General features: G+C 61.5%; 15 protein-coding genes. 9 read left to right on the plus strand and 6 right to left on the minus strand.

Annotated features, from left to right (window positions below; genetic code table 11):
- Positions 1–102: 102 nt before the first annotated feature.
- A complete protein-coding gene (locus FR699_RS06410) occupies positions 103–1,986 on the plus strand; it encodes an ATP-binding protein (protein WP_158854800.1) in 1,884 nt (627 codons plus the stop codon).
- A gap of 69 nt (positions 1,987–2,055) precedes the next feature.
- Positions 2,056–2,484, plus strand: a complete 429-nt coding sequence (locus tag FR699_RS06415; RefSeq protein WP_154551232.1) for a universal stress protein — start codon at positions 2,056–2,058, stop codon at positions 2,482–2,484.
- A 23-nt stretch (positions 2,485–2,507) separates the two neighbouring features.
- On the opposite strand, the gene FR699_RS06420 is transcribed toward FR699_RS06415, so the two are convergent.
- Complete coding sequence (locus tag FR699_RS06420; protein WP_154553174.1) at positions 2,508–3,863, minus strand: phosphomannomutase; 1,356 nt, start codon at positions 3,861–3,863, stop codon at positions 2,508–2,510.
- A gap of 21 nt (positions 3,864–3,884) precedes the next feature.
- A complete protein-coding gene (locus FR699_RS06425; protein WP_158854802.1) occupies positions 3,885–4,709 on the minus strand; it encodes a nucleoside phosphorylase in 825 nt (274 codons plus the stop codon).
- Positions 4,710–5,087: 378 nt separating this feature from the next.
- On the opposite strand from FR699_RS06425, the gene FR699_RS06430 reads away from it, so the two are divergent.
- The 6 genes from FR699_RS06430 (at position 5,088) to FR699_RS06455 (ending at position 14,498) form a co-directional block, all read left to right on the plus strand.
- Positions 5,088–6,215 (plus strand): BMP family protein, encoded by a 1,128-nt coding sequence (locus tag FR699_RS06430; protein WP_154551231.1) that lies wholly within the window; start codon positions 5,088–5,090, stop codon positions 6,213–6,215.
- A 41-nt stretch (positions 6,216–6,256) separates the two neighbouring features.
- Entirely contained in the window at positions 6,257–7,846 is a 1,590-nt protein-coding gene (locus tag FR699_RS06435; RefSeq protein WP_154551230.1) for an ABC transporter ATP-binding protein, read from the plus strand.
- Positions 7,843–9,060, plus strand: a complete 1,218-nt coding sequence (locus tag FR699_RS06440; protein WP_199268293.1) for an ABC transporter permease — start codon at positions 7,843–7,845, stop codon at positions 9,058–9,060. Before FR699_RS06435 ends, FR699_RS06440 begins: the two co-directional genes overlap by 4 nt.
- A complete protein-coding gene (locus FR699_RS06445; RefSeq protein WP_158854804.1) occupies positions 9,053–10,162 on the plus strand; it encodes an ABC transporter permease in 1,110 nt (369 codons plus the stop codon). The genes FR699_RS06440 and FR699_RS06445 overlap by 8 nt, the downstream gene beginning before the upstream one ends.
- 495 nt (positions 10,163–10,657) lie before the next feature.
- Positions 10,658–13,825 carry a CehA/McbA family metallohydrolase gene (locus tag FR699_RS06450; protein ID WP_370515550.1) on the plus strand — a complete coding sequence of 1,056 codons (3,168 nt, stop codon included), beginning with the start codon at positions 10,658–10,660 and terminating at the stop codon, positions 13,823–13,825.
- A 7-nt stretch (positions 13,826–13,832) separates the two neighbouring features.
- Complete coding sequence (locus FR699_RS06455; protein WP_158854808.1) at positions 13,833–14,498, plus strand: hypothetical protein; 666 nt, start codon at positions 13,833–13,835, stop codon at positions 14,496–14,498.
- A gap of 73 nt (positions 14,499–14,571) precedes the next feature.
- Here FR699_RS06455 and cdd read toward each other — a convergent pair whose 3' ends face one another.
- Complete coding sequence (gene cdd, locus FR699_RS06460) at positions 14,572–14,970, minus strand: cytidine deaminase (protein WP_158854810.1); 399 nt, start codon at positions 14,968–14,970, stop codon at positions 14,572–14,574.
- Between the two features lie 96 nt (positions 14,971–15,066).
- Here cdd and FR699_RS06465 point away from each other — a divergent pair, with 96 nt between their 5' ends.
- Positions 15,067–16,524, plus strand: a complete 1,458-nt coding sequence (locus FR699_RS06465) for a methyl-accepting chemotaxis protein (protein WP_158854812.1) — start codon at positions 15,067–15,069, stop codon at positions 16,522–16,524.
- Between the two features lie 21 nt (positions 16,525–16,545).
- Here the strand turns inward: FR699_RS06465 and FR699_RS06470 are convergent, their stop codons facing one another.
- The 3 genes from FR699_RS06470 to mtnP all read right to left on the minus strand — a co-directional run bounded on the left by FR699_RS06470 (position 16,546) and on the right by mtnP (position 18,702).
- Positions 16,546–16,740, minus strand: coding sequence for a XapX domain-containing protein (locus FR699_RS06470; RefSeq protein WP_158854814.1), 195 nt, complete (start codon positions 16,738–16,740; stop codon positions 16,546–16,548).
- 254 nt (positions 16,741–16,994) lie between these two features.
- Positions 16,995–17,720 carry a nucleoside phosphorylase gene (locus tag FR699_RS06475; RefSeq protein ID WP_158854816.1) on the minus strand — a complete coding sequence of 242 codons (726 nt, stop codon included), beginning with the start codon at positions 17,718–17,720 and terminating at the stop codon, positions 16,995–16,997.
- A 118-nt stretch (positions 17,721–17,838) separates the two neighbouring features.
- Entirely contained in the window at positions 17,839–18,702 is an 864-nt protein-coding gene (gene mtnP, locus FR699_RS06480) for an S-methyl-5'-thioadenosine phosphorylase (RefSeq protein WP_154551225.1), read from the minus strand.
- Positions 18,703–18,761: the final 59 nt, after the last annotated feature.

The following is an 18,761-nucleotide window of genomic DNA, read 5'->3' on the forward strand; positions in this document are numbered from 1 at the left end:
GTTTCTCGGGCCAGCGTAAGGACGTTTCTGACTTGGACGAGCGAGTACCGAGTGCGATAGCGTGGGGAAACCGGTTTGGGCCTCGACCACCAGGCTTTGGCTATGTCCGATCTCGGGGACTTCACTGAATTCGACGGCGACCGCGAGGACGACGGGCGGGCCGATCGACCGTCCGATCAGACCGACGGCCAGCCAACGGACGCGGGCGCAGTGACCGACGACTTCGAATCCGTCTCGGTATCACCGGCCGGCGGGGAGCGTGGCATCGGCGTCCTCTCGGCGGCCCAGGGCCTGACCATCAGCGAGGATGGCGAAGACACGCGTCTGCGAGCCTACGTCACCGTCGGGAACCGCGCAGACGTCCGGATTGGGACGTATCTACTCGCGCCGTATCCCGACAGTGCGACCGACGAGCGGCTGTTCTGTCGGATTACCGCCCTGGAATACGCCCGGGAGTTCCGGGCCGACGACGCGACCGAGATCCACGCTCGGCGGGCGATGCGGTCCAGTGGGATCGACGAGCAAGACTTCAAGTTCATCGCGGAACTCGAACCGGTCGCGATTCTGTATAGTGAGGCGCCGAGTGCCCCGGATAGTCCAGTGGCGGAGCCGCGAGACAGCGACGACGGCGATCTCCAGCGGCGGATGACCGATCGCGTCCCGAAACCGGAGACGATCGTCAGCCACGCCGAGGAACGGTCCGCGATCAAGACCGGCCTGAAAATCCCCGAGGATGGGGTCTTCCTGGGCCATCTCTCGGTCGGTGGCCAGACGGTCGAGACAGCCGCCCAACCACCGACGATCGACTACCGACTCAAGGACGCTTACGACGCCGGCGACCCGCTTGTCTTCCGGCACACTCTCGTCGCCGGCGGAACGGGTTCGGGGAAGACCCACCTCGCGAAGAACGTTCTCCGGCAGTTCCTGGCGGAAGACCGGACCTACCCGGTTGCGACAGGGAGTGACCGGACGATCCAGCCCGCCGTCGTCCAGTTCGACCCCCAAGACGAGTACGCCCAGATGCACGACGACGGTGACCTCTCGGCGGCGTTCCGCGAGCGCTGTGAGCGCGAGGGAATCGCCTGTGGCGGCCACGACGACACGATCGCGTTCGTCCCGAAAGTCGGCGGCGCGACCTACGCGGCAGAGGGCCATCGCGCCGAGCAAGTGGCGTTCACGATCCCGTTCTCGCTGGTCTATGACAACCCCTGGCTGATCGCCGGCAGCGGCCTCAACGACAACCAGTACAATGCGCTTGTAAACGTCCTCCTCAAGCGGTTCAAAGAGCAGTACGGCCGAGAGGGGACCTACGACCAGTTCACGTCGTTCCTCGACGATCCTGCGTTGCGGGAAGAACTCGACGAGTCGGGAAAAGTCCACGAGAAGACCTTCGATGCCGTCAGCCGACGTGCAGTGGGTTTCGGAACCGTCTTCGACCAGGACGCCCGACCGATCACCGATCTCGTTCACGAGTTCGTCCGTCCGGGCGGGCTGACAGTCGTCCCGACCTACCACATCAACGATACGCGGGCCACGGAAACAGTGGTGCTCGCGCTGGCGTCGTTGCTCGTCGACGAGAAGCTCTCGAACGACCCGACCTTCGAGCGGATCGAAGAGACGCCGCTGGTCGTCGGGATGGACGAGGCCCACAACTTCCTGACCGACGCCGACAGCGTCCAGGCCCGGCAAGTCATCGGAAAGTTCACCGACGCCGCAAAGCAGGGCCGGAAAGAACGGCTCGGACTCTTCCTCATCACCCAGGACCCACAGGATATCGCCGATCCCGTCTTCAAGCAGATCAACACGACGGTCGTCCTCAATCTCGGCGACGAAGACGCCATCTCGGCGGTGAACATCCCCCGCCATCTGGAGGCGAAAGTACCCTACATGGAGCAAGGCCAGATGGTCGTCTACTCACCGGACAACTCAGAGCCCGTCGAGTTGATCGGCCTCCCGGAATGCGTGACCCGACACGGCCAAGGGTAACGGCGGGACCTCGAGAGTGTCACGCTAGCATACCGAACGTTGATGCCGGATGGCGAGAAACGTTGTCGTATGGGCAAGCAGATTCTTGTTCCGGTCGACGGCAGCGACCAGGCACGAACGGCTTGTGAGTTCGCGATCGAGGAATTTCCCGAAGCCGACCTGGTCCTGTTGCACGTCATCAACCCCGCAGACGCGGGTTACAGCGTCCAGGCGTCGATTCCGACGTTCTCCGAAGAGTGGTACGAGCGCCAGAAACAACAGGCCCAGGAGCGCTTCGACGAAATCGAGGCCGACGCGAACGAACGCGGGATCGACGTCGAGAGCGTCATCGAGGTCGGCAAGCCAACCCACGTGATCGTCGAGTACGTCGAAAACAACGACATCGACCAGATCGTCATGGGGAGTCACGGCCGCTCGGGCGTCTCCCGAATCCTGCTCGGCAGCGTCGCCGAGACGGTCGTCCGGCGCTCGCCCGTCCCCGTGACGGTCATCAGGTAGACGACAGAAGCTGCGGGACGATCTCAGGTGGCAGCTTCGACCGCGTCTTTGACTGTCTCTCGAACGTCTTCGAGCAGCGCCGTCGCATCGTCACTCTCGGCGTAGACGCGGATGTACGGTTCAGTCCCGCTTGGCCGGACGAGGAACCACGACGCGTCGGGAAGTTCGATCCGGACGCCGTAGTCGAGTGAGACCTCGCCGTCCGGGAACTGCTCGGGCAGGGTGGTCTCGAGGCGCTCCATGGCGTCGGCTTTCGCTTCTTCCGGGCAGTCGACCGGGTTCTTCTCTAGGGGTCGTTCGGTGACGGGTTCGAGCAAGGTGCCCAGTCCCTCCGCAGCGATGAGCCGCGTCAGGACGGCCGCCGTCGCGATACCGTCCGTCCAGATTCCCAGTTCAGGATGGATACACTTCCAGGGCTCGCCGGCGAAGGCGACAGCCGTCTGCTCGCCTTCGGCTTCGACCTCGGCGATTCCCTCGTGGAGGAGGCCAAGTGCGGTACGTTCGACGCGGCCCCCCGCCGCCCGGACCTGCTCGTCGACGCGGCCCGAAACGTTCGGCGTCGTCATGACGACCGGATCAGCGACGTCGCTCTGCTCGACGAAGTACGACGAGAGCACGGCCAAGATGGTGTCCTCGTGGACGATCGACCCGTCGGCATCGACCACGACAATCCGATCGGCGTCGCCGTCGTGAGCGATCCCAAGATCGACAGCCTCACGTTCGCGGACGTACTGGATCAGGTTCTCGATGTTCTCCGGCGTGGGCTTGCTCGGCCGGCCAGGGAAGTGTCCCGTGACGTTGGCGTGTAGCGTGTGGACCGTCGCACCGAGTCGCCGGAGCACTTCCGGCGTCCCGAGGGCGGAAACGCCGTTGCCAGCGTCGACAGCGATTGTCATATCTTCGAGGGGGGCTCCGTGCTCGCTCGCGTACTCGACAACAGCATCGAGGTACCCGTCGAGTGGCTCCTCACTGGTCTGGCGCCCCCACTCTTTCCAGGTCGCCGGTTCGACGTCGTTGGCGACGCCTTCCTCGATGCGCTCCTCGTCGGCAGTCGTATACTCGACGCCGTCGACGAAGAACTTGATTCCGTTGTCGGGGGATGGATTGTGGCTCGCAGTGATCATCACGCCGTGGCGACCGTAAGAGGCAAAGCCAAGCGCCGGCGTCGGGAGCATCCCAGCACGAACGACGTCTGCGCCAGCGCTCTCTAGTCCGGCTTCGAGCGCGGCAGCGATGGCGACTCCAGTCTCCCGGCCGTCTCGCGCGATCACGAATTCCTCACCGTGCTCGCCGGCAGCACGCCCGACCGACAGCGCGAGTTCGGGGGTCACTTTCGTCGCAACTGGCCCTCTGATTCCGGTCGTCCCGAAGAGATCCATAGTCATATCTATCCCTCGTAATTATTCGGTTAGTTCGAGGCCGGGGTGCCAGTGGTCGACGCCGGCTTCGGCCTTCACGCGATCCATCTTTGCGAGGAGTTTGGTCGCGAGCGAGGCGACCTCCGACGCACGCTGGTCGCTCTCGGTGCGGAACTCGCCGGTCACGCGATTCGCGTAGACAGCACAGACAGCACCCGCTCGCAGGCCGTAGACGTTGGCGATCGTCAAGATGGCACTGGCCTCCATCTCGATATTGGTGACGTTTGCCTCCTGGAGATCCTCGACGAGCCCGTCGGTGACGGGTGCTTCGTAGCCCTCGAATCCGGGACGGCCCTGTCCCGTGTAGAAGCTGTCCGCGCTCATCGTCGTCCCGAGGTGATAATTGTAGTCGAGGCGCTCGGCCGCGGCCATCAACGCACTGACGACTTCGTGATCAGCCGTTGCCGGGTAATCCTCCCGGACGTACTCTTTGCTGGTCCCTTCCTGTCTGACGGCCCCCGTCGTGATGACGAGGTCGCCGACTGATACGTCCTCGCGGATCGAGCCACACGAACCCACACGGATGAACGTGTCTGCCCCCACGCGTGCGAGCTCTTCGAGTGCAATTGCCGCTCCCGGCGAGCCGATTCCCGTCGAAGTCACCGAAATCGGGGCGTCGTCGTACGTCCCAGTGACTGTTCGGTACTCTCGGTGGTGGGCCTTCTCCTCGTGGTCGTCCCAGAACCGCACGATCTTCTCGATGCGCTCCGGATTCCCCGGTAGCAGAACCGTATCGGCGACATCTTCGGAACTTACGGCGAGGTGATACTGTTCGTCGTCGTTTGGATCTTCACTGTCTCCGGGCATCCTGGTTTCCTTTTTAAGCTGGATTTTTATATAATATTCGCCCTCGGATTGTTCCGGGTCATTGTGGCCAGTGACACCGTATAAATCCGCTTCACGCCGTTTTCGCCGAAGAGAGTTCCGTCAAACGGGCGTCGACAAATGTGGTTCTGCCCGAGCCAGCGTTGGGAGTAGACGCCAATAGCCAAGTCACTTCGGTTACAAGGCATGGCTGTCTTCGAAAATCAGAGCCAGAATATGGCTCGAACAGCGGTTGCGAGCGGTCAGTCCCACATATCCGTGACACGGTCGCCGAGAGACCAGTTTAAGTGAACCTGCCCTATTAAAAAGAAGAAAGCAGCAAAACTATTATCACTATTCAAGTCCCCATACAGAACTGTAATGTCACGTAACTACGATCGGCGGGCATTCATTAAAGGTATCGCTGCGAGCGGAGTCGGGGTCGCCCTCGCAGGCTGTGGTGGCAACGAGACCACGGAAGCAAACAACAACGACGATACGCCAGCGGAAGGGGACGACACGACCGAAGGGTCTGGTGGGGACCCCCACAACGTCGGCATGGTGTATTCGACGGGTGGCCTGGGCGACAACTCCTTCAACGACATGGCCAACAGGGGCATCAAGTCGGCCAAAGAGCAGTACAACGTCGAGTTCCAGAACGCCGAGCCGGAATCACCGAGCGAGTTCAGTACGTTCCAGCGCCAGTTCGCGACCTCCTCGAATCCGGAATACGATCAGATCTTTGCGATCGGGTTCTCGCAAAAGAGCGCCCTTCAGGAGGTCGCACCGAACTTCCCGGACATGAAGTTCACGTTCATTGACTCGGTTACAGAACTCGACAACGTCGCGAACTACGTCTTCAACGAGCACGAAGGGTCCTTCCAGGCTGGTATCCTGGCCGGAATGCTGACGAGCCAGGAGTTCTCCGCTGGCCCGAGCGAGACGAAGACCGACTCGAACAGGATCGGGTTCGTCGGCGGGAAAGAGACGGGACTCATCAAGAAGTTCGAGGCAGGTTACCGATTCGGCGCAAAGCGAGTCAACGAAGACGTCAAGATCAACGTGGCATACTCGGGCTCCTGGAGCGAACCGAGCAAAGGCCAGTCGATCGCCAACTCGATGATCGACGACGGCGCAGACGTGCTCTACCACGCCGCAGGTGGAACTGGTGTCGGCGTCCTCCAGGCCGCCTACGAGCGCGGTGTATTCGGAATCGGCGTCGACGCACGCCAGTCCAAGACGCTTACCGAATACAACGGAGCGATTCTCGGCAGTATGGTCAAGCAGGTCGACGAGGCAGTCGTTACCTCGGTCGACAACGCGATCAACGGCGAGTTCCGTGGCGGCGAGACGGTCACGCTCGGGCTCGAAGACGACGGCGTCGCGCTGCTGTACGGGACGGAAATCGGCGATCAGATCCCGCAGGAAATCAAAGACGAGATCGAGGCTCAGAGCCAGACGGTTGTCGACGGCGACGTGACGGTGCCGTCCCACCCCGACGACCTCTGATCTGACCCGGTCGCGCCGACTGTTGAAAATTATTTGATACGATGGCACAAACGAAACAACCACCGGAAGACGATACCGGAGGAGGCACAGACCCGGGCCCGGCAGTCAGGCTGGAGAACATCACCAAACGATTCCCGGGCGTCGTCGCGAACGATCAAGTAACCCTCGAGGTGGAGCGTGGCTCGGTCCACACGCTGTTGGGCGAGAACGGTGCGGGCAAGTCCACGCTGATGAACGTCCTCTACGGGCTCTACCAGCAGGAAGGGGGGACGGTCTACCTGAACGGCCAGGAGCGGACGTTCCAGACGCCCCAGGACGCGATCGACGCCGGGATCGGGATGATCCACCAGCACTTCATGCTGGTCGATACAATGACTGTCGCCGAGAACGTCACGCTCGGCAACGAACCACGCAAGTGGAATGGGCTTGCGTACGATGCAAAGAGCGCCCGCGAGGCAGTCCGCGAACTAAGTGATACGTACAATTTCGATCTCGATCCGACCGCAAAGATCGAAGACATCAGTGTGGGTGAGAAACAGCGCGTCGAGATCCTCAAGACGCTCTATCGCGGAGCCGACGTGTTGATCTTCGACGAGCCGACGGCCGTACTCACGCCCCAGGAGGTCGACGAACTGTTCCGGATCGTCGACGAGTTGACCGCCCAGGGGAAGACGCTAATCTTCATCACGCACAAACTCGACGAGGCGATGGAGATCTCCGACGACATCACCGTCCTCCGGGACGGCGAAAACGTCGGGACGGTCGACCCAGAGACGGCGACGCGAGAGAGTCTCGCGGAGCTGATGGTCGGCCGGCAAGTGATGCTCGAAGTCGAAAAAGAAGACAGTCAACCAGGGGAGTCTGCCCTGGGAATCTCCGACCTCGTTGTCGAGAACGACGACGGAGTGCGACAGGTAAACGAGGTCGATCTGACGGTCCACGAGGGCGAAGTTCTCGGGATCGCCGGCGTCGACGGCAACGGCCAGTCACAACTCGTCGACTCGGTCGTTGGCCTGGAAGTACCCGACGAAGGCACTGTCACGCTGAACGGAGAGGACGTGACCGAAATCTCCAGGCGTAAGCATATCGAGCGTGGGATGTCGTTCGTCCCCGAGGACCGCCAGGCGCGTGGACTCGTAATGGACTTCGATCTCGTCGAGAACGCGCTGCTTGGCAACCAGTACGATCCCGACTTCACGAGCGGCCCTCGCGTCGATTGGAAAGCGACCCGCGACCACGCTGAGACGATCATCGATCGATACGACGTACGGACCCCGGGCGCTGATACCGCCTCGGAGTCCCTTTCGGGCGGGAATCAACAGAAGGTCATCGTCGGCCGAGAGATCCTCCGGGATCCGGACGTGATCGTCGCGTCCCACCCGACCCGCGGGGTCGACGTCGGGAGTATCGAGTTCATCCACGACCAGTTGGTCGAGCTTCGCGACGAGGGCAAAGGCGTCCTGCTGGTCTCCTCGAAGCTGGACGAAGTCCAGCAGCTCTCCGATCGCCTAGCCGTCATCTACGAGGGCGAGATCATGGATATCGTCGACCCAGAGGAAGTGACCGACCGGGACGTCGGCCTGCTGATGGCCGGTGAGGTCCCCGACGAGTATGGAGGTGGCGAGGAATGAGCGATCGCCAGTACCCCGAACCGATACAGCGGTTCTTCCGGTTTTTCGTCGGCAATTCGGTCGCCGAGCGGATCCTGATCAGCATCGCCGCGCTGATTACGGCCGTTATCGTCAGCAGCCTCATCGTTCTCGTAGCAGGATATCTGTCCGGGGAAGCGTACAACCCCCTCGAAATCTTCGCTGTGCTGGTCAACGGGGCTTTCGGCTCGCCGTTCGACCTCGACTCAGCGCGGCTGTTCACCGAAGGGTGGTCACCGATCAACTTCTCGATGGGGACTACTCTGAAAGAGACGACACTGTTGATCTTCTCCGGACTCGCCGTCGCCGTGGCGTTCCGAGGTGACCTGTTCAACATCGGTGTTCAGGGTCAGCTCGTCCTTGGCGGGCTCGCGGCCGCACTCGCGCTCGTCTGGGTCGGACCGTTCGTGCCGGGTGGACTGGTCGGATCGATCCTGTTGATCCCGTTTGGTCTTCTCGTCGGCGCGATTGTCGGCGGGCTCTACGGGGCAATACCGGGGGCACTGAAGGCCTACGCCGACGCCAACGAGGTGATCACGACGATCATGCTCAACAGTATCGCGACGGGGATGGCCTTCTTCCTGGTTTCGTCGTATTTCGCCGATCCGACGCTACAGAGCGTCAAAACCAAGACGATCCCGGACAGCGCCCGGCTCAACGGGATCATCTTCCCGGAGGGCGGCCAGTTCACACTGGTGGCGCTCGTCCTCGCACTCCTTGCGACGGTGGGCATCTACTACCTCCTGCGGTACACGAGCTTCGGGTACGACCTGCGCGTCTCCGGAAAACAGGCCAAAGCAGCGCTGTATGGCGGTGCCAACGCCGAGAAGATGGTCGTCTCGACGATGTCGCTGTCGGGTGCCCTGGGCGGCATCGCCGGCGCGATGTGGTCGATGATGGTCATCGGCGCCTGGCGACAGGGCGTCCCCTCGATCGGGTTCGACGGCATTACCGTGTCGGTGCTGGCCGGGAACAACCCGGTCGGCGTGATTCCGGCGTCGCTGCTCTTTGGCGTCCTGAAGGGCGGTTCGAACGCTATCAACTTCCAGCTCGGCGTCCCGCCGGAGCTGGTCGCGGTCCTCCGAGGAATGATTATCCTGTTCATCGCGATGCCGGAAGCATTCCGGATGCTCGGCAACCGGCTGGGCGTCAAACCGGAGCCGGCTGCGGTGACTGGAGGTGGTGGCGATGAGTAACGCCCCCACCGACAGCGGTGCACTCGGAAGCGTTCGCAGCTGGGCCGCAAACATCGGGCGCATCCCGCGGCTCGTCTTTGGGACGTTGCTCGTCGCCGCGGTCTTCGGTGCGGTCATCAACATCACGATGCCAGGGACGCGTCCGGCCACCGTCGCCGGCCTGTTCAATGTCAACTTCGTCGAATCGACACTGCGAATCTCGGTCCCGCTCGTCTTCGCCGGGATTGGCGGTATCTTCGCCGAGAAAAGCGGCGTCATCAACATCGGTCTCGAAGGCCTGTTGATCATCTCGGCGTTTACCGCCGCCGCGGTCACACACCTGCTCGGCGGGGACGCCCAGTCGGCAGCCTGGATTGGGCTGTTCGCCGGTGTCCTCGCGAGTACGCTGCTGGCACTGGTCTTTGCCGTGCTCGTGATCGAGTTCAAGGCAGACCAGATCATCGCGGGCCTCGCCGTCTGGCTGGTCGGACTCGGCCTCGGGCCGTTCCTCAGCATCGTGATCTGGGGCTCGGTCAACAGCGCGAGTATCGCGACGCTGAATACGGTGACGGTCCCGGGACTCTCTCAAATCCCGGTCGTCGGCCCGATCATCTTCGACGCCAGCCCGATCGTCATCCTGATGCTGGTGACGATCGTCCTCTCGTGGTTCGTCCTCAACCGGACGAGCTTCGGCCGCTGGATCGAGGCAAGCGGGGAGAACCCCTCCGCGCTCGACACCGCCGGTATCGACGTCCACCGCGTCCGGTACGTCGGCGTTGTCCTCTCGGGGGTCCTCTCCGGGTTTGGCGGTGCGGGCCTGGTCGTCGGTCGCGCCGGTCGCTTCATCGGAAGTGGCCAGACGATGATCGCCGGGGACGGGTTCATCGCGATCACGACCTACCTGTTTGGCAACTACAACCCGCTCGGGACTGCCGCAGCGGGGATCCTGTTTGCGGGACTGGACGCCTTGCAGATCCGCCTCCAGCAAATCGCGTTCGTCCCAGTGCCGACGCAACTCATCCAGCTCGTGCCGTACGTCGCAGTCATCATCGTGCTCGCGTTCGTCGGGTACACCCGAATCCCGAGTGAAGTCGGCGAGCACTACGAATCCGGCGAAGAATAGTCGACCCGGATTTCCGAGAATTGCCGGTATTTATTTTGGATTGGTTTTTTTAGATAGTCCCAGTGAAGCAGCCACGGTCGAATAGAGTGAGGGCCGATAATTGAGATAAACGACAGAGGACCGCGTAATATAACATGCTGACACCTACATCTATCCCGATATTACATTTGAAATTAAAGTCCGTGTGCAACCAGAGGTACTTTTAAGTGACAGTCGCATATATATACCGATGGAATGGTCGATAAAGAACCATTACTGGCAGTATTATTCACGGTCATACTCGTAACGTCAGCGTTTGCAGGGAGTGGTGCTGCAAGCACTGTCGACGCCGAATCTGGAGCTGACACCCAATCAGTCCAGACATCGGCTGTCGCCAGCGAGCTGATGACATGTCAGTTGGAAAATAACTGTCCGCAACCGGACAGTACGGCGGATCTTAACAAGAGCGGAGCAGGTGTTAAGGTACTCATCGACGGGAGCCATCGTGGCTCCACGTTGACCACGTTCGCGAACGCACTCACCGAGCGTGGGTTCGACGTCACGACCAAGCAGGCCGGTTCAGGCGAAGGACTGACGACGACGGACCTCTCGAAGTACGACATCGTCGTCATTCCGGTGCCCCAACGGCCCTACACGGACGCGGAACTGGAAAAGATCCACGAGTACGTCGAAAACGGCGGCTCGCTTTTCGCCGTCGGGCAGTGGACTGACCCGTTCCGGGGCAAGGTGGCCGACATGAACGCCGTTGTCGAACCGTATGGGCTGCAGTTCAACGGCGAGACGAATACGTCGCTGCGGAACATTCAGGATCCGACAAACACGACAGTCGAAGGGTACGACTGGCGGATCCTCTTGCACAACACCGTCGATCACCCGATCACGCAGGGTGTCGACACCGTCGAGTACGACGGCGTCAGCCTCAACGTGAGTGACGACGGCATGGGCACACGATCGCCGTTGCTGTACGGCGACGAAGACACCTACGAGTTTACCTACTCGACAACCGAAGAGCGCTTCGAGCGCGGCAAAGAAATCGTCGGCGCGGCCGCCGCCTGGGACATCGGGCAAAACGGTCGTGTGGTAGCCTTCGGGAGTCAGAAGACGCTGACCTCCTACATCAAGGAGTCCTGGCAGGAGGAACACGTCCAGACGGACTCCCGTCGGTTCGCCATGCGGACGGTGAAGTGGCTCGCCACGTCGGGCCATCTCGAAAAGCCCGAGAAACCGGTCGCCGAACGCGGTCTCGCGGTCAAGGGTGGCGAGACGTCGACGAACGAATCAGTCGTCCTCCGTAACGAGGAGGTCGCGTTCACGATCGGCACCGAAACGAACGGTCCGTTCGGCGCGTTGCCGGGCGGAATCTACGACGGCGCTGCCTACGGGATGAGCACCGATCGCATCGGTGTCTCCGAATTCGCGGCGAACGACTTCGGGGCCTGGGCAGTCTACGAGTCGTTCGAACTCACGAACGCCTCCGGCCCAAACGGGGCCGCCGTCGTGACTGCTAAGGGGTACGTCAAGGAGAATCCCGATGTGTCGATCACCACCGAATACGTACTCGAAGCCGGTGCGAAGCACGTCTGGATCAACACCACGATGGAGAACACCGGCGACATGCGGTACCCCGCAAACGAAAGCGAACAACTCCTCAGCGGCCTCGCATTGAGTTCCGAAGGCCTCTCGGCGTGGATGCCCGGGATTGGCGATAACAGTGAAGGCCGGTACAATCTGAGCGGCAATCCCGCCCTCACCGAGCCGTGGGCCGCGCTGTCGGGTGATCGTGTGACCTACGGCGTCTGGGGTGCGTCGGGTTCGTTTGACGTCTACACCGCTTCGACGACGTGGGTCGACCCGTGGCTCCAGCACAGCCTCGATGCCGGTGAGACTACACAGGTCGATTACGCGTTCTACGTCGGTGCACACGGCGGAACGAGTCAGCTGAGCGAGTATTACGCCGAACAGCACGGGACGGACCTCGGCACCGTCTCCGGAACGATCGAGACGACCAAAGACGAAGCAGTCCCGAAAGCAGAAGTCGTCGTGAACCACGATGGCGACGCCTACACCTACACGGTCGGCAGCCAGGACGGGGAGTACAGCCTCAAGCTTCCCGCCGGCGAGTACACTCTCCAGGCGGACGCCGAGGGCTTCGCCGCCTCGGACTCCAAGACCGTCTCCGTCACGGCCGGCGAAACGTCGAACGTCCGGTTCAGTTCGCTCGAGGGACCGGCCCCGGTAAACGTGACCGCGATGCTGGAACACGACGGGACGACCGAGCCGACCGACGCGCGGATCACCGTCAAGTCCGAAAGCGGCTCGACGCTTCGGACGGTGTACACGAAACCGATCCCGGTCGGCCAGCAGTCGTTCCAGCTCCCGCCGGGTAACTACACGCTGGTATTTAACCACGGGACCAACTACGTCGCCGAACCGGTCACGAAGAACATCACGGTCCAGCCCGGGAACCCGGTGAACGTCACCGCGACGATCACCGAGGAACTCGATCCGAGCGAACGTGACTGGATCGGCGTCGAACCGCACGCCCACTCGGGAGTCAGTTTCGACGGCCGGACGCCGACCAACATGTTCATGGCTGTCCAGCTGTCCTCGGGCGTCGACATGGCGTTCATCTCCGATCACAACGCCATCGGTGCCTGGGGAACACTGAGTAGCCAGGCCGAGCAGCGCGGCCTCCAGCTCATCCGGAGCGAAGAGATCACGACCGGTGATCTCGGTCACTTCAACCCGTACCCGATGCACGGCGAGAACATGATCGACTCCGAAGGGACGCTGGTCGAGTTCATCCAGGAATCCCGCGAGCAGCACAACGCGACGGTCTTCCAGATCAACCACCCCGGCGATCGGTTCGTCGATCTCTCGGGGGCACCCGGCCAGCACATGCAGTACCTCGAGATGATCGACGCGATCGAGGCCTACAACGGGATCTACGATCCCGAGGACGCAAACAGCGTCAAAGGCCTGTTCAACCTCTGGAATAAGGGGTACGACCACATCGCTGCTACCGGAGTCAGCGACGATCACAACTGGAAAGCGTTCCCCACGAAGTACGGTACCGCCCGGACCCACGCCTACGTCGAGGGCGACGTGACGCCCGAGAAGTGGGCCCAGGCCGTCAAGGACGGTCACACGTACGCGACGTACGGTCCGGCAGTCGAGTTCGCCGTCGAGGGAGAGATCCCCGGTGCGACGATCACCGCGACCGCCGGTTCCTCTGTCGAGGCCTCTGCGACGGTCCGCAATCTGGACGAACTCGCGTACGCACACGTAATTCGGAACGGATCGGTCGTCGCAAACGTCACGCTCGACGGGACCGAGGACACGATCTCCCAACAGGTGGCTATCGAAGGTGAAAGCGACGCCTGGATCTCGTTGCGGGTCGTCGATACCGAAGGCGACCGAGCGCTGACCAGTCCGGTCTGGGTCGACGTGGAGGCGGCCGAGACACCGACCGAGACCGCTACTGAGACACCGACCGAGACCGCTACTGAGACACCGACCGAGACCGCTACTGAGACGCCGACCGAGACGACGACTAAAACGGACACGGAGACGACGACCACCAGCGGACCCGGATTCACGGCCGCAATCGCGCTGGTGGCACTGCTCGGCGCGGCGTTGCTCGCACTCCGCCGAAGAACGTGATCACACGATGAACAACAGCTCCCACCCGCCGACGCGCCGAGGCGTGTTGTCCACGATTGGAGCCGCGATCGTGGGGACGATCGCCGGCTGTAGCAGTTCCTCCGGCCAACGCGCCCCGACATCGGCAGATGGGGGCCGAACGACCGAGTACGCGTCACCGACGGCGACCACCACCGTCGATCGGTCCGGGACGTCGACTGTCGCGGACGCTGAGAGTGACGAGTACAACTACGACGAGCCGTTGTCGGCGTTCGAGCAGCTACTGGAGAAGGAGTTTTTGGTCCCAGTCACGTCGATTGATGTCGTCGACGATCGAGTGCAGTTGACCTACGTCGCGCGCAGCGAGCACGGCCACGAGGTTGCTGCCGGCATCGAGGCGATCGTCGTCTCGTTCATCCGGGTCTACAAACACGGCTGGGACGTCACGGCCGTCGACGCGACGATGATGGACCGACATGACCCAGACACGGAGATGGGGCGCTGGCGACTCGAAGCGCGCTGGGTCGAGAACACACTCGATGGCGAGAGGACCCGGACGAAGCTGCTGGAGCGAACGCTGGGGTCCTATCACGGCGATCCACTCAAGCAAGACGACGAGCATCACCACGACGGCAAAACGACCTCCGGCCATCACCACGACGACGAGACTGACACTCACCACCACGACGAATAAGGTGGACGGTCGTCCCGACCATGCGGTCTGACGGCACTTTTCCTCGCAGTCCGGCGGAGTGGTGAAAATCGACTTACCGTTCCTGCAGGTTCCCCGGTTTCATCGCGTCCGGGAGCAGTTCCCCGAGCGTGTACCGACGGATCTCGCCGTCGTCTTCGGTGATGATCTCAAAGGAGTCATCACAGAACTCGGCGAAGGTCTGTCGGCACATTCCACAGGGCGTGACACCGTCGTGTTCTGCCGAGACGACTGCGACCCGCTCGAAGTCGGTGACGCCGTCACGGATCGCGCCGGTGACAGCGAGTTCCTCGGCGTGGAAGCTGTTCGAGTAGTTGACAATCTCGACGTTGAAACCGCGATATATCTCACCATCCACTGTTTCAAGCGCCGCTCCGACCGGGTACTCGGAGTACGGAACGTAGGCATCCGTTCGGGCTTCGTGTGCGATCTCGATTAGTTGTTCGTCGTCCATGTCCGTCCCTAGGGAGTGGGTCCACAAATAAAACGATGGTTTATAAGAAATCAGGTATATAATACTCTTTTATCTCTCAAGCGTATAGAGCAGACAATGACAGCACCACCCACTGAGGAGGAGGGGGCGTCGAACGGGCCGGCTGTGCAAGCGGTGCTAAACGCCATGCCGATTCCGGCGTACATACTCGACAGCGACCACACAGTGATCCACTGGAGTGACGGGCTGGAGCCGCTGCTTGGCTTGTCCCGGGACGAGATGCTGGGGACCGACGAGTACTTCGGTCGGGACGAAGAGGGAAACCAGATCAAAGTACTCGCAAACCGCGTCATCGAGAATCCCTTTGAAGCCGAAACGCAGGAGCGAACTGAGCGGGTCGATTCAGAATATACAGACGCGCCGGTTTACGAATCCGTCCACTGGTTGGAAAACGACGCGGGTGAAGAGCGGTACATCCGGTTCAACGCGATGCCGATCTTCGAGGACGGAGAGCTCTCAGCGGTCATCCAACTCTGTCGAGACGAGACTGATCGCCAGCGTCGCCAGGAACATACAGAGGCACTCGTCGAAGAAGTAATCGACACGATGGCCGCCCTGAGCGAGGGATCGCTGGGGGCACGAGCGTCCTTCGAGGAAACCGACTACGTCGAACAGCACTTGCTGGCTGTTCTCAAGCAAGTAAACGAAACCGCGAGCCGACTGGAAACACTCGTCGAGCAGGTCGACAACCAAGCCGAATCACTGACCGAATCGGCCGGAGAAAGCGCTTCGGAAGCCAGTCGAATCACCGAACTCGTCGGGAACCAAGCCGACGACCTCGACGAGGCAGTCACCGAAATGGAAAACTTCAGTGCCAGGATGGAAGAAGTCGCGGCCAACGCCGACGAAGTGGCAACAGCCGCCGAGACGAGTCGTGAGACGGCAAAGCGGGGGCTCGAATCTGGAAAGCAGGCCCGTAAAAGCGCCAGTGAACTCGCCGAAACTGGAGAGGCACTCGCCCAGACGGTTGCCACCTTAGAAGAGCGGATGTCGGAGATCGGGACGATTGTCGAGATCATCCAAGACGTTGCCGACCAGACGAACATGCTCGCGCTGAACGCCTCCATCGAGGCTGCCCGCGCCGGTGAAGCGGGCGAAGGCTTCGAAGTCGTCGCCGACGAGGTCAAAGACCTCGCCGAGCAGACGACCAGAAACGCCGAAGAGATCGCGACACAGATCGACGACGTCGAAACACAGACCGATCGGACAGTCGAAGAGATCGAGCGGGCAACAGACGAAATCGAGGCGACGATCGAGGAGGTCGAAACAGCTCGGGACGCATTCGCCGACATCGAACACGAGATCGAGGACGTTTCGACTGGGATCAACGAAATCGCTGCAGCGAACGACGATCAAGCAGCGGCAATCGAAGAAGTGACGACGATGTTGGAGACGGTTCGCGACCGGGCCCAGCAAGCAAAAACTGCGAGCCGCGCGATCAGCGAGCAGACCGAACAGCAACGGCAATCGATCGAACGGCTCGCCGAGCTCGTCGAAGAACTGGATAGCGAATAGAACGGTGCTAAACGGCGTCAATCAGATGCCGAGGACGTCGAGCAGGTTGATACCGTAATCGAAGTAGTCCATGATACGGTACCCCAGGAAGATCCCGACGATCCCCATGACGCCAGCGAGACTCGGTGGAGCCGGAATGGGAACCTCCAAAAATCCGAAGACGAGGCCGGTAACGAGCCCGGTTAGCGTCGCGAGGCCGACGAGTGTCGCGTTCATGCGTCCTGATCACTCCGTGTGTTCGCGTCGACTGTGGGCTGGCTGTACTCGTTGTGGGCCGACCGCGGACGCTCGGAGTCGGCAGCCGTATCGTCACGGCGGGCGCCGTGAGTCGGCGAAGCTGACGCGATCCGAGAATGCGATCGGGGAGTCTGTGCAATTTTCGTCATGTACATGGCCGTTTAGCGGAATTTCACTGATAAACACTGCGATCCATTATAAGGACACTATCGCATAAAGGTAGCCGGGGCGAGTTAGAGCTGTGTCGCCGCGTCGAGCGCGATCTCGATCGCCCGTCCAACGTTGTTCTTGGCTTTGTCGGGGAGTTCGCGTTCGTCGGTTGCTCCCTTTTGGGTCCCTTCGACGAGGTTGCCGTCGACCGTACAGATCGCGCCTGCTCGGACATCTCGACGACGTGCGAGTGTGAATAGGGCCGAAGCTTCCATTTCGACCGAAAGGATGCCAGCCTCTTCCCAGGTCGTGATGATCTCTTCGGTCTCGTTGTAAAAGGCATCGTCCGTGGCGATCGGACCAACGTGGACCGCTTCGTCGTTTGCCTGGGCAGTGTCGACTAGCGTAGAGAGGACATCGTAGTCCGCGACGGCCGGGAACTCGGCCGCCTCGTAGCGGTCGCTCGTCCCCTCGTTTTTCGCCGCGGCGGTCGCGACGACCATATCGCCGATCTCGATCCCCCGCTGGAGGCCACCGGTCGTCCCGACCCGAATGAGCGTCTCGACGCCGACGTTGGCCAACTCCTCGATTGCGATGGCAGCCGACGGCGACCCGATTCCCGTCGAAGCGATCGTCAGCTGTCGACCCTCGTAGGTTGCGTTGACGACCTTGTACTCTCTGTTTGTCGCGACCGTCTCGACGTTCCGACAATAGGAAGCGATCCGGTCGACACGATCGGGGTCACCCGGCGTCAAAACGAGGTCGGATAGCTGATCCATCTCGATCTGCAGGTGGGACTGTTTCAGCATGTTCTCCCATTCTCGGTGGACGGACAAAAGACTATGTCCGATCGTGCGGGTTGCCGCCTCTCGTCGAAAAGAGTCCGCTGCGGGGACAGTCTCGTCTCCCGCTGCAGTTCCGAATCGGTCAGCGGTCGACGTACTCGGAGACGAGCGGCTCGACACGCTGGTAGGTTTCTTCGGGAATGGCCTCGGGTTCTGTGTTGACAGTCCCGGCAAGAGCACTGTGACAGTCACACGAGTGCCCGTCCGGGAAGGTCTCGACGGCGTGTTGGACGGCCTCTTTGAGGACGGATTCGTTTTTGGCCGCGTTTTCGAGGACTTCTTCGAGCGTGACTTCGGCATCGTCCTTCCAGACGTCCCAGTCGGTCACTCCAGTGATCGTCGCGTAGCTCAGCTCGGCCTCACGAGCGAGTTTGGCCTCCGGGATTGCAGTCATGCCGATGACATCCCAACCCTGTGCCCGATAGAACTCACTCTCGGCACGCGTCGAATACTGGGGGCCTTCGATGCAGACGTACGTGCCACCGCGGCGCGCAGTTTCGTCCGTGGCCTCGTCGACAGCATCGGCGAGGTGGCTGGCCAGGTCCGAACAGAACGGATCGGCGAACCCCTGATGGACGACGATCCCGTCCCCGAAGAAAGAATACTCCCGGTGGCGCGTACGATCGAACAGCTGGTCCGGGACGACGATGCTCCGGGGCGGGATATCCGTCGAAAGGCTTCCGACCGCGTTTGTCGCGATAACGTGGCTAACGCCGAGGTCTTTGAGCGCGTACATATTCGCCCGATAGGGGACCTCTGTCGGCGAGTACTCGTGGTTCCGGCCGTGGCGGGGAACGAACGCGAGTTCTCGGCCCGTCCCGTCGAGCGTCCCGATCGTGATCGGTGCGCTCGGCTCGCCAAACGGCGTCTCGACGTCGACAGTTCGTGTCTCCTCGAGGGGGAGTGCATCGTAGATACCGCTCCCACCGATAAATCCAATCGGCATACTGGAAGCTATCGTCGCCAATCATATAGCCGTTGCTGGCGAGCGCCGTTTGCGGGCGC

It is taken from the genome of Halorhabdus sp. CUG00001 (genome assembly GCF_009797925.1).
Classification (GTDB): domain Archaea; phylum Halobacteriota; class Halobacteria; order Halobacteriales; family Haloarculaceae; genus Halorhabdus.

Coding starts and splice junctions, on each gene's coding strand:
- FR699_RS06410 (WP_158854800.1), top strand. CDS start 103: ATGTCCGATCTCGGGGACTTCACTGAATTCGACGGCGACCGCGAGGAC.
- FR699_RS06415 (WP_154551232.1), top strand. CDS start 2,056: ATGGGCAAGCAGATTCTTGTTCCGGTCGACGGCAGCGACCAGGCACGA.
- FR699_RS06420 (WP_154553174.1), bottom strand. CDS start 3,863: ATGGATCTCTTCGGGACGACCGGAATCAGAGGGCCAGTTGCGACGAAA.
- FR699_RS06425 (WP_158854802.1), bottom strand. CDS start 4,709: ATGCCCGGAGACAGTGAAGATCCAAACGACGACGAACAGTATCACCTC.
- FR699_RS06430 (WP_154551231.1), top strand. CDS start 5,088: ATGTCACGTAACTACGATCGGCGGGCATTCATTAAAGGTATCGCTGCG.
- FR699_RS06435 (WP_154551230.1), top strand. CDS start 6,257: ATGGCACAAACGAAACAACCACCGGAAGACGATACCGGAGGAGGCACA.
- FR699_RS06440 (WP_199268293.1), top strand. CDS start 7,843: ATGAGCGATCGCCAGTACCCCGAACCGATACAGCGGTTCTTCCGGTTT.
- FR699_RS06445 (WP_158854804.1), top strand. CDS start 9,053: ATGAGTAACGCCCCCACCGACAGCGGTGCACTCGGAAGCGTTCGCAGC.
- FR699_RS06455 (WP_158854808.1), top strand. CDS start 13,833: ATGAACAACAGCTCCCACCCGCCGACGCGCCGAGGCGTGTTGTCCACG.
- cdd (WP_158854810.1), bottom strand. CDS start 14,970: ATGGACGACGAACAACTAATCGAGATCGCACACGAAGCCCGAACGGAT.
- FR699_RS06465 (WP_158854812.1), top strand. CDS start 15,067: ATGACAGCACCACCCACTGAGGAGGAGGGGGCGTCGAACGGGCCGGCT.
- FR699_RS06470 (WP_158854814.1), bottom strand. CDS start 16,740: ATGAACGCGACACTCGTCGGCCTCGCGACGCTAACCGGGCTCGTTACC.
- FR699_RS06475 (WP_158854816.1), bottom strand. CDS start 17,720: ATGCTGAAACAGTCCCACCTGCAGATCGAGATGGATCAGCTATCCGAC.
- mtnP (WP_154551225.1), bottom strand. CDS start 18,702: ATGCCGATTGGATTTATCGGTGGGAGCGGTATCTACGATGCACTCCCC.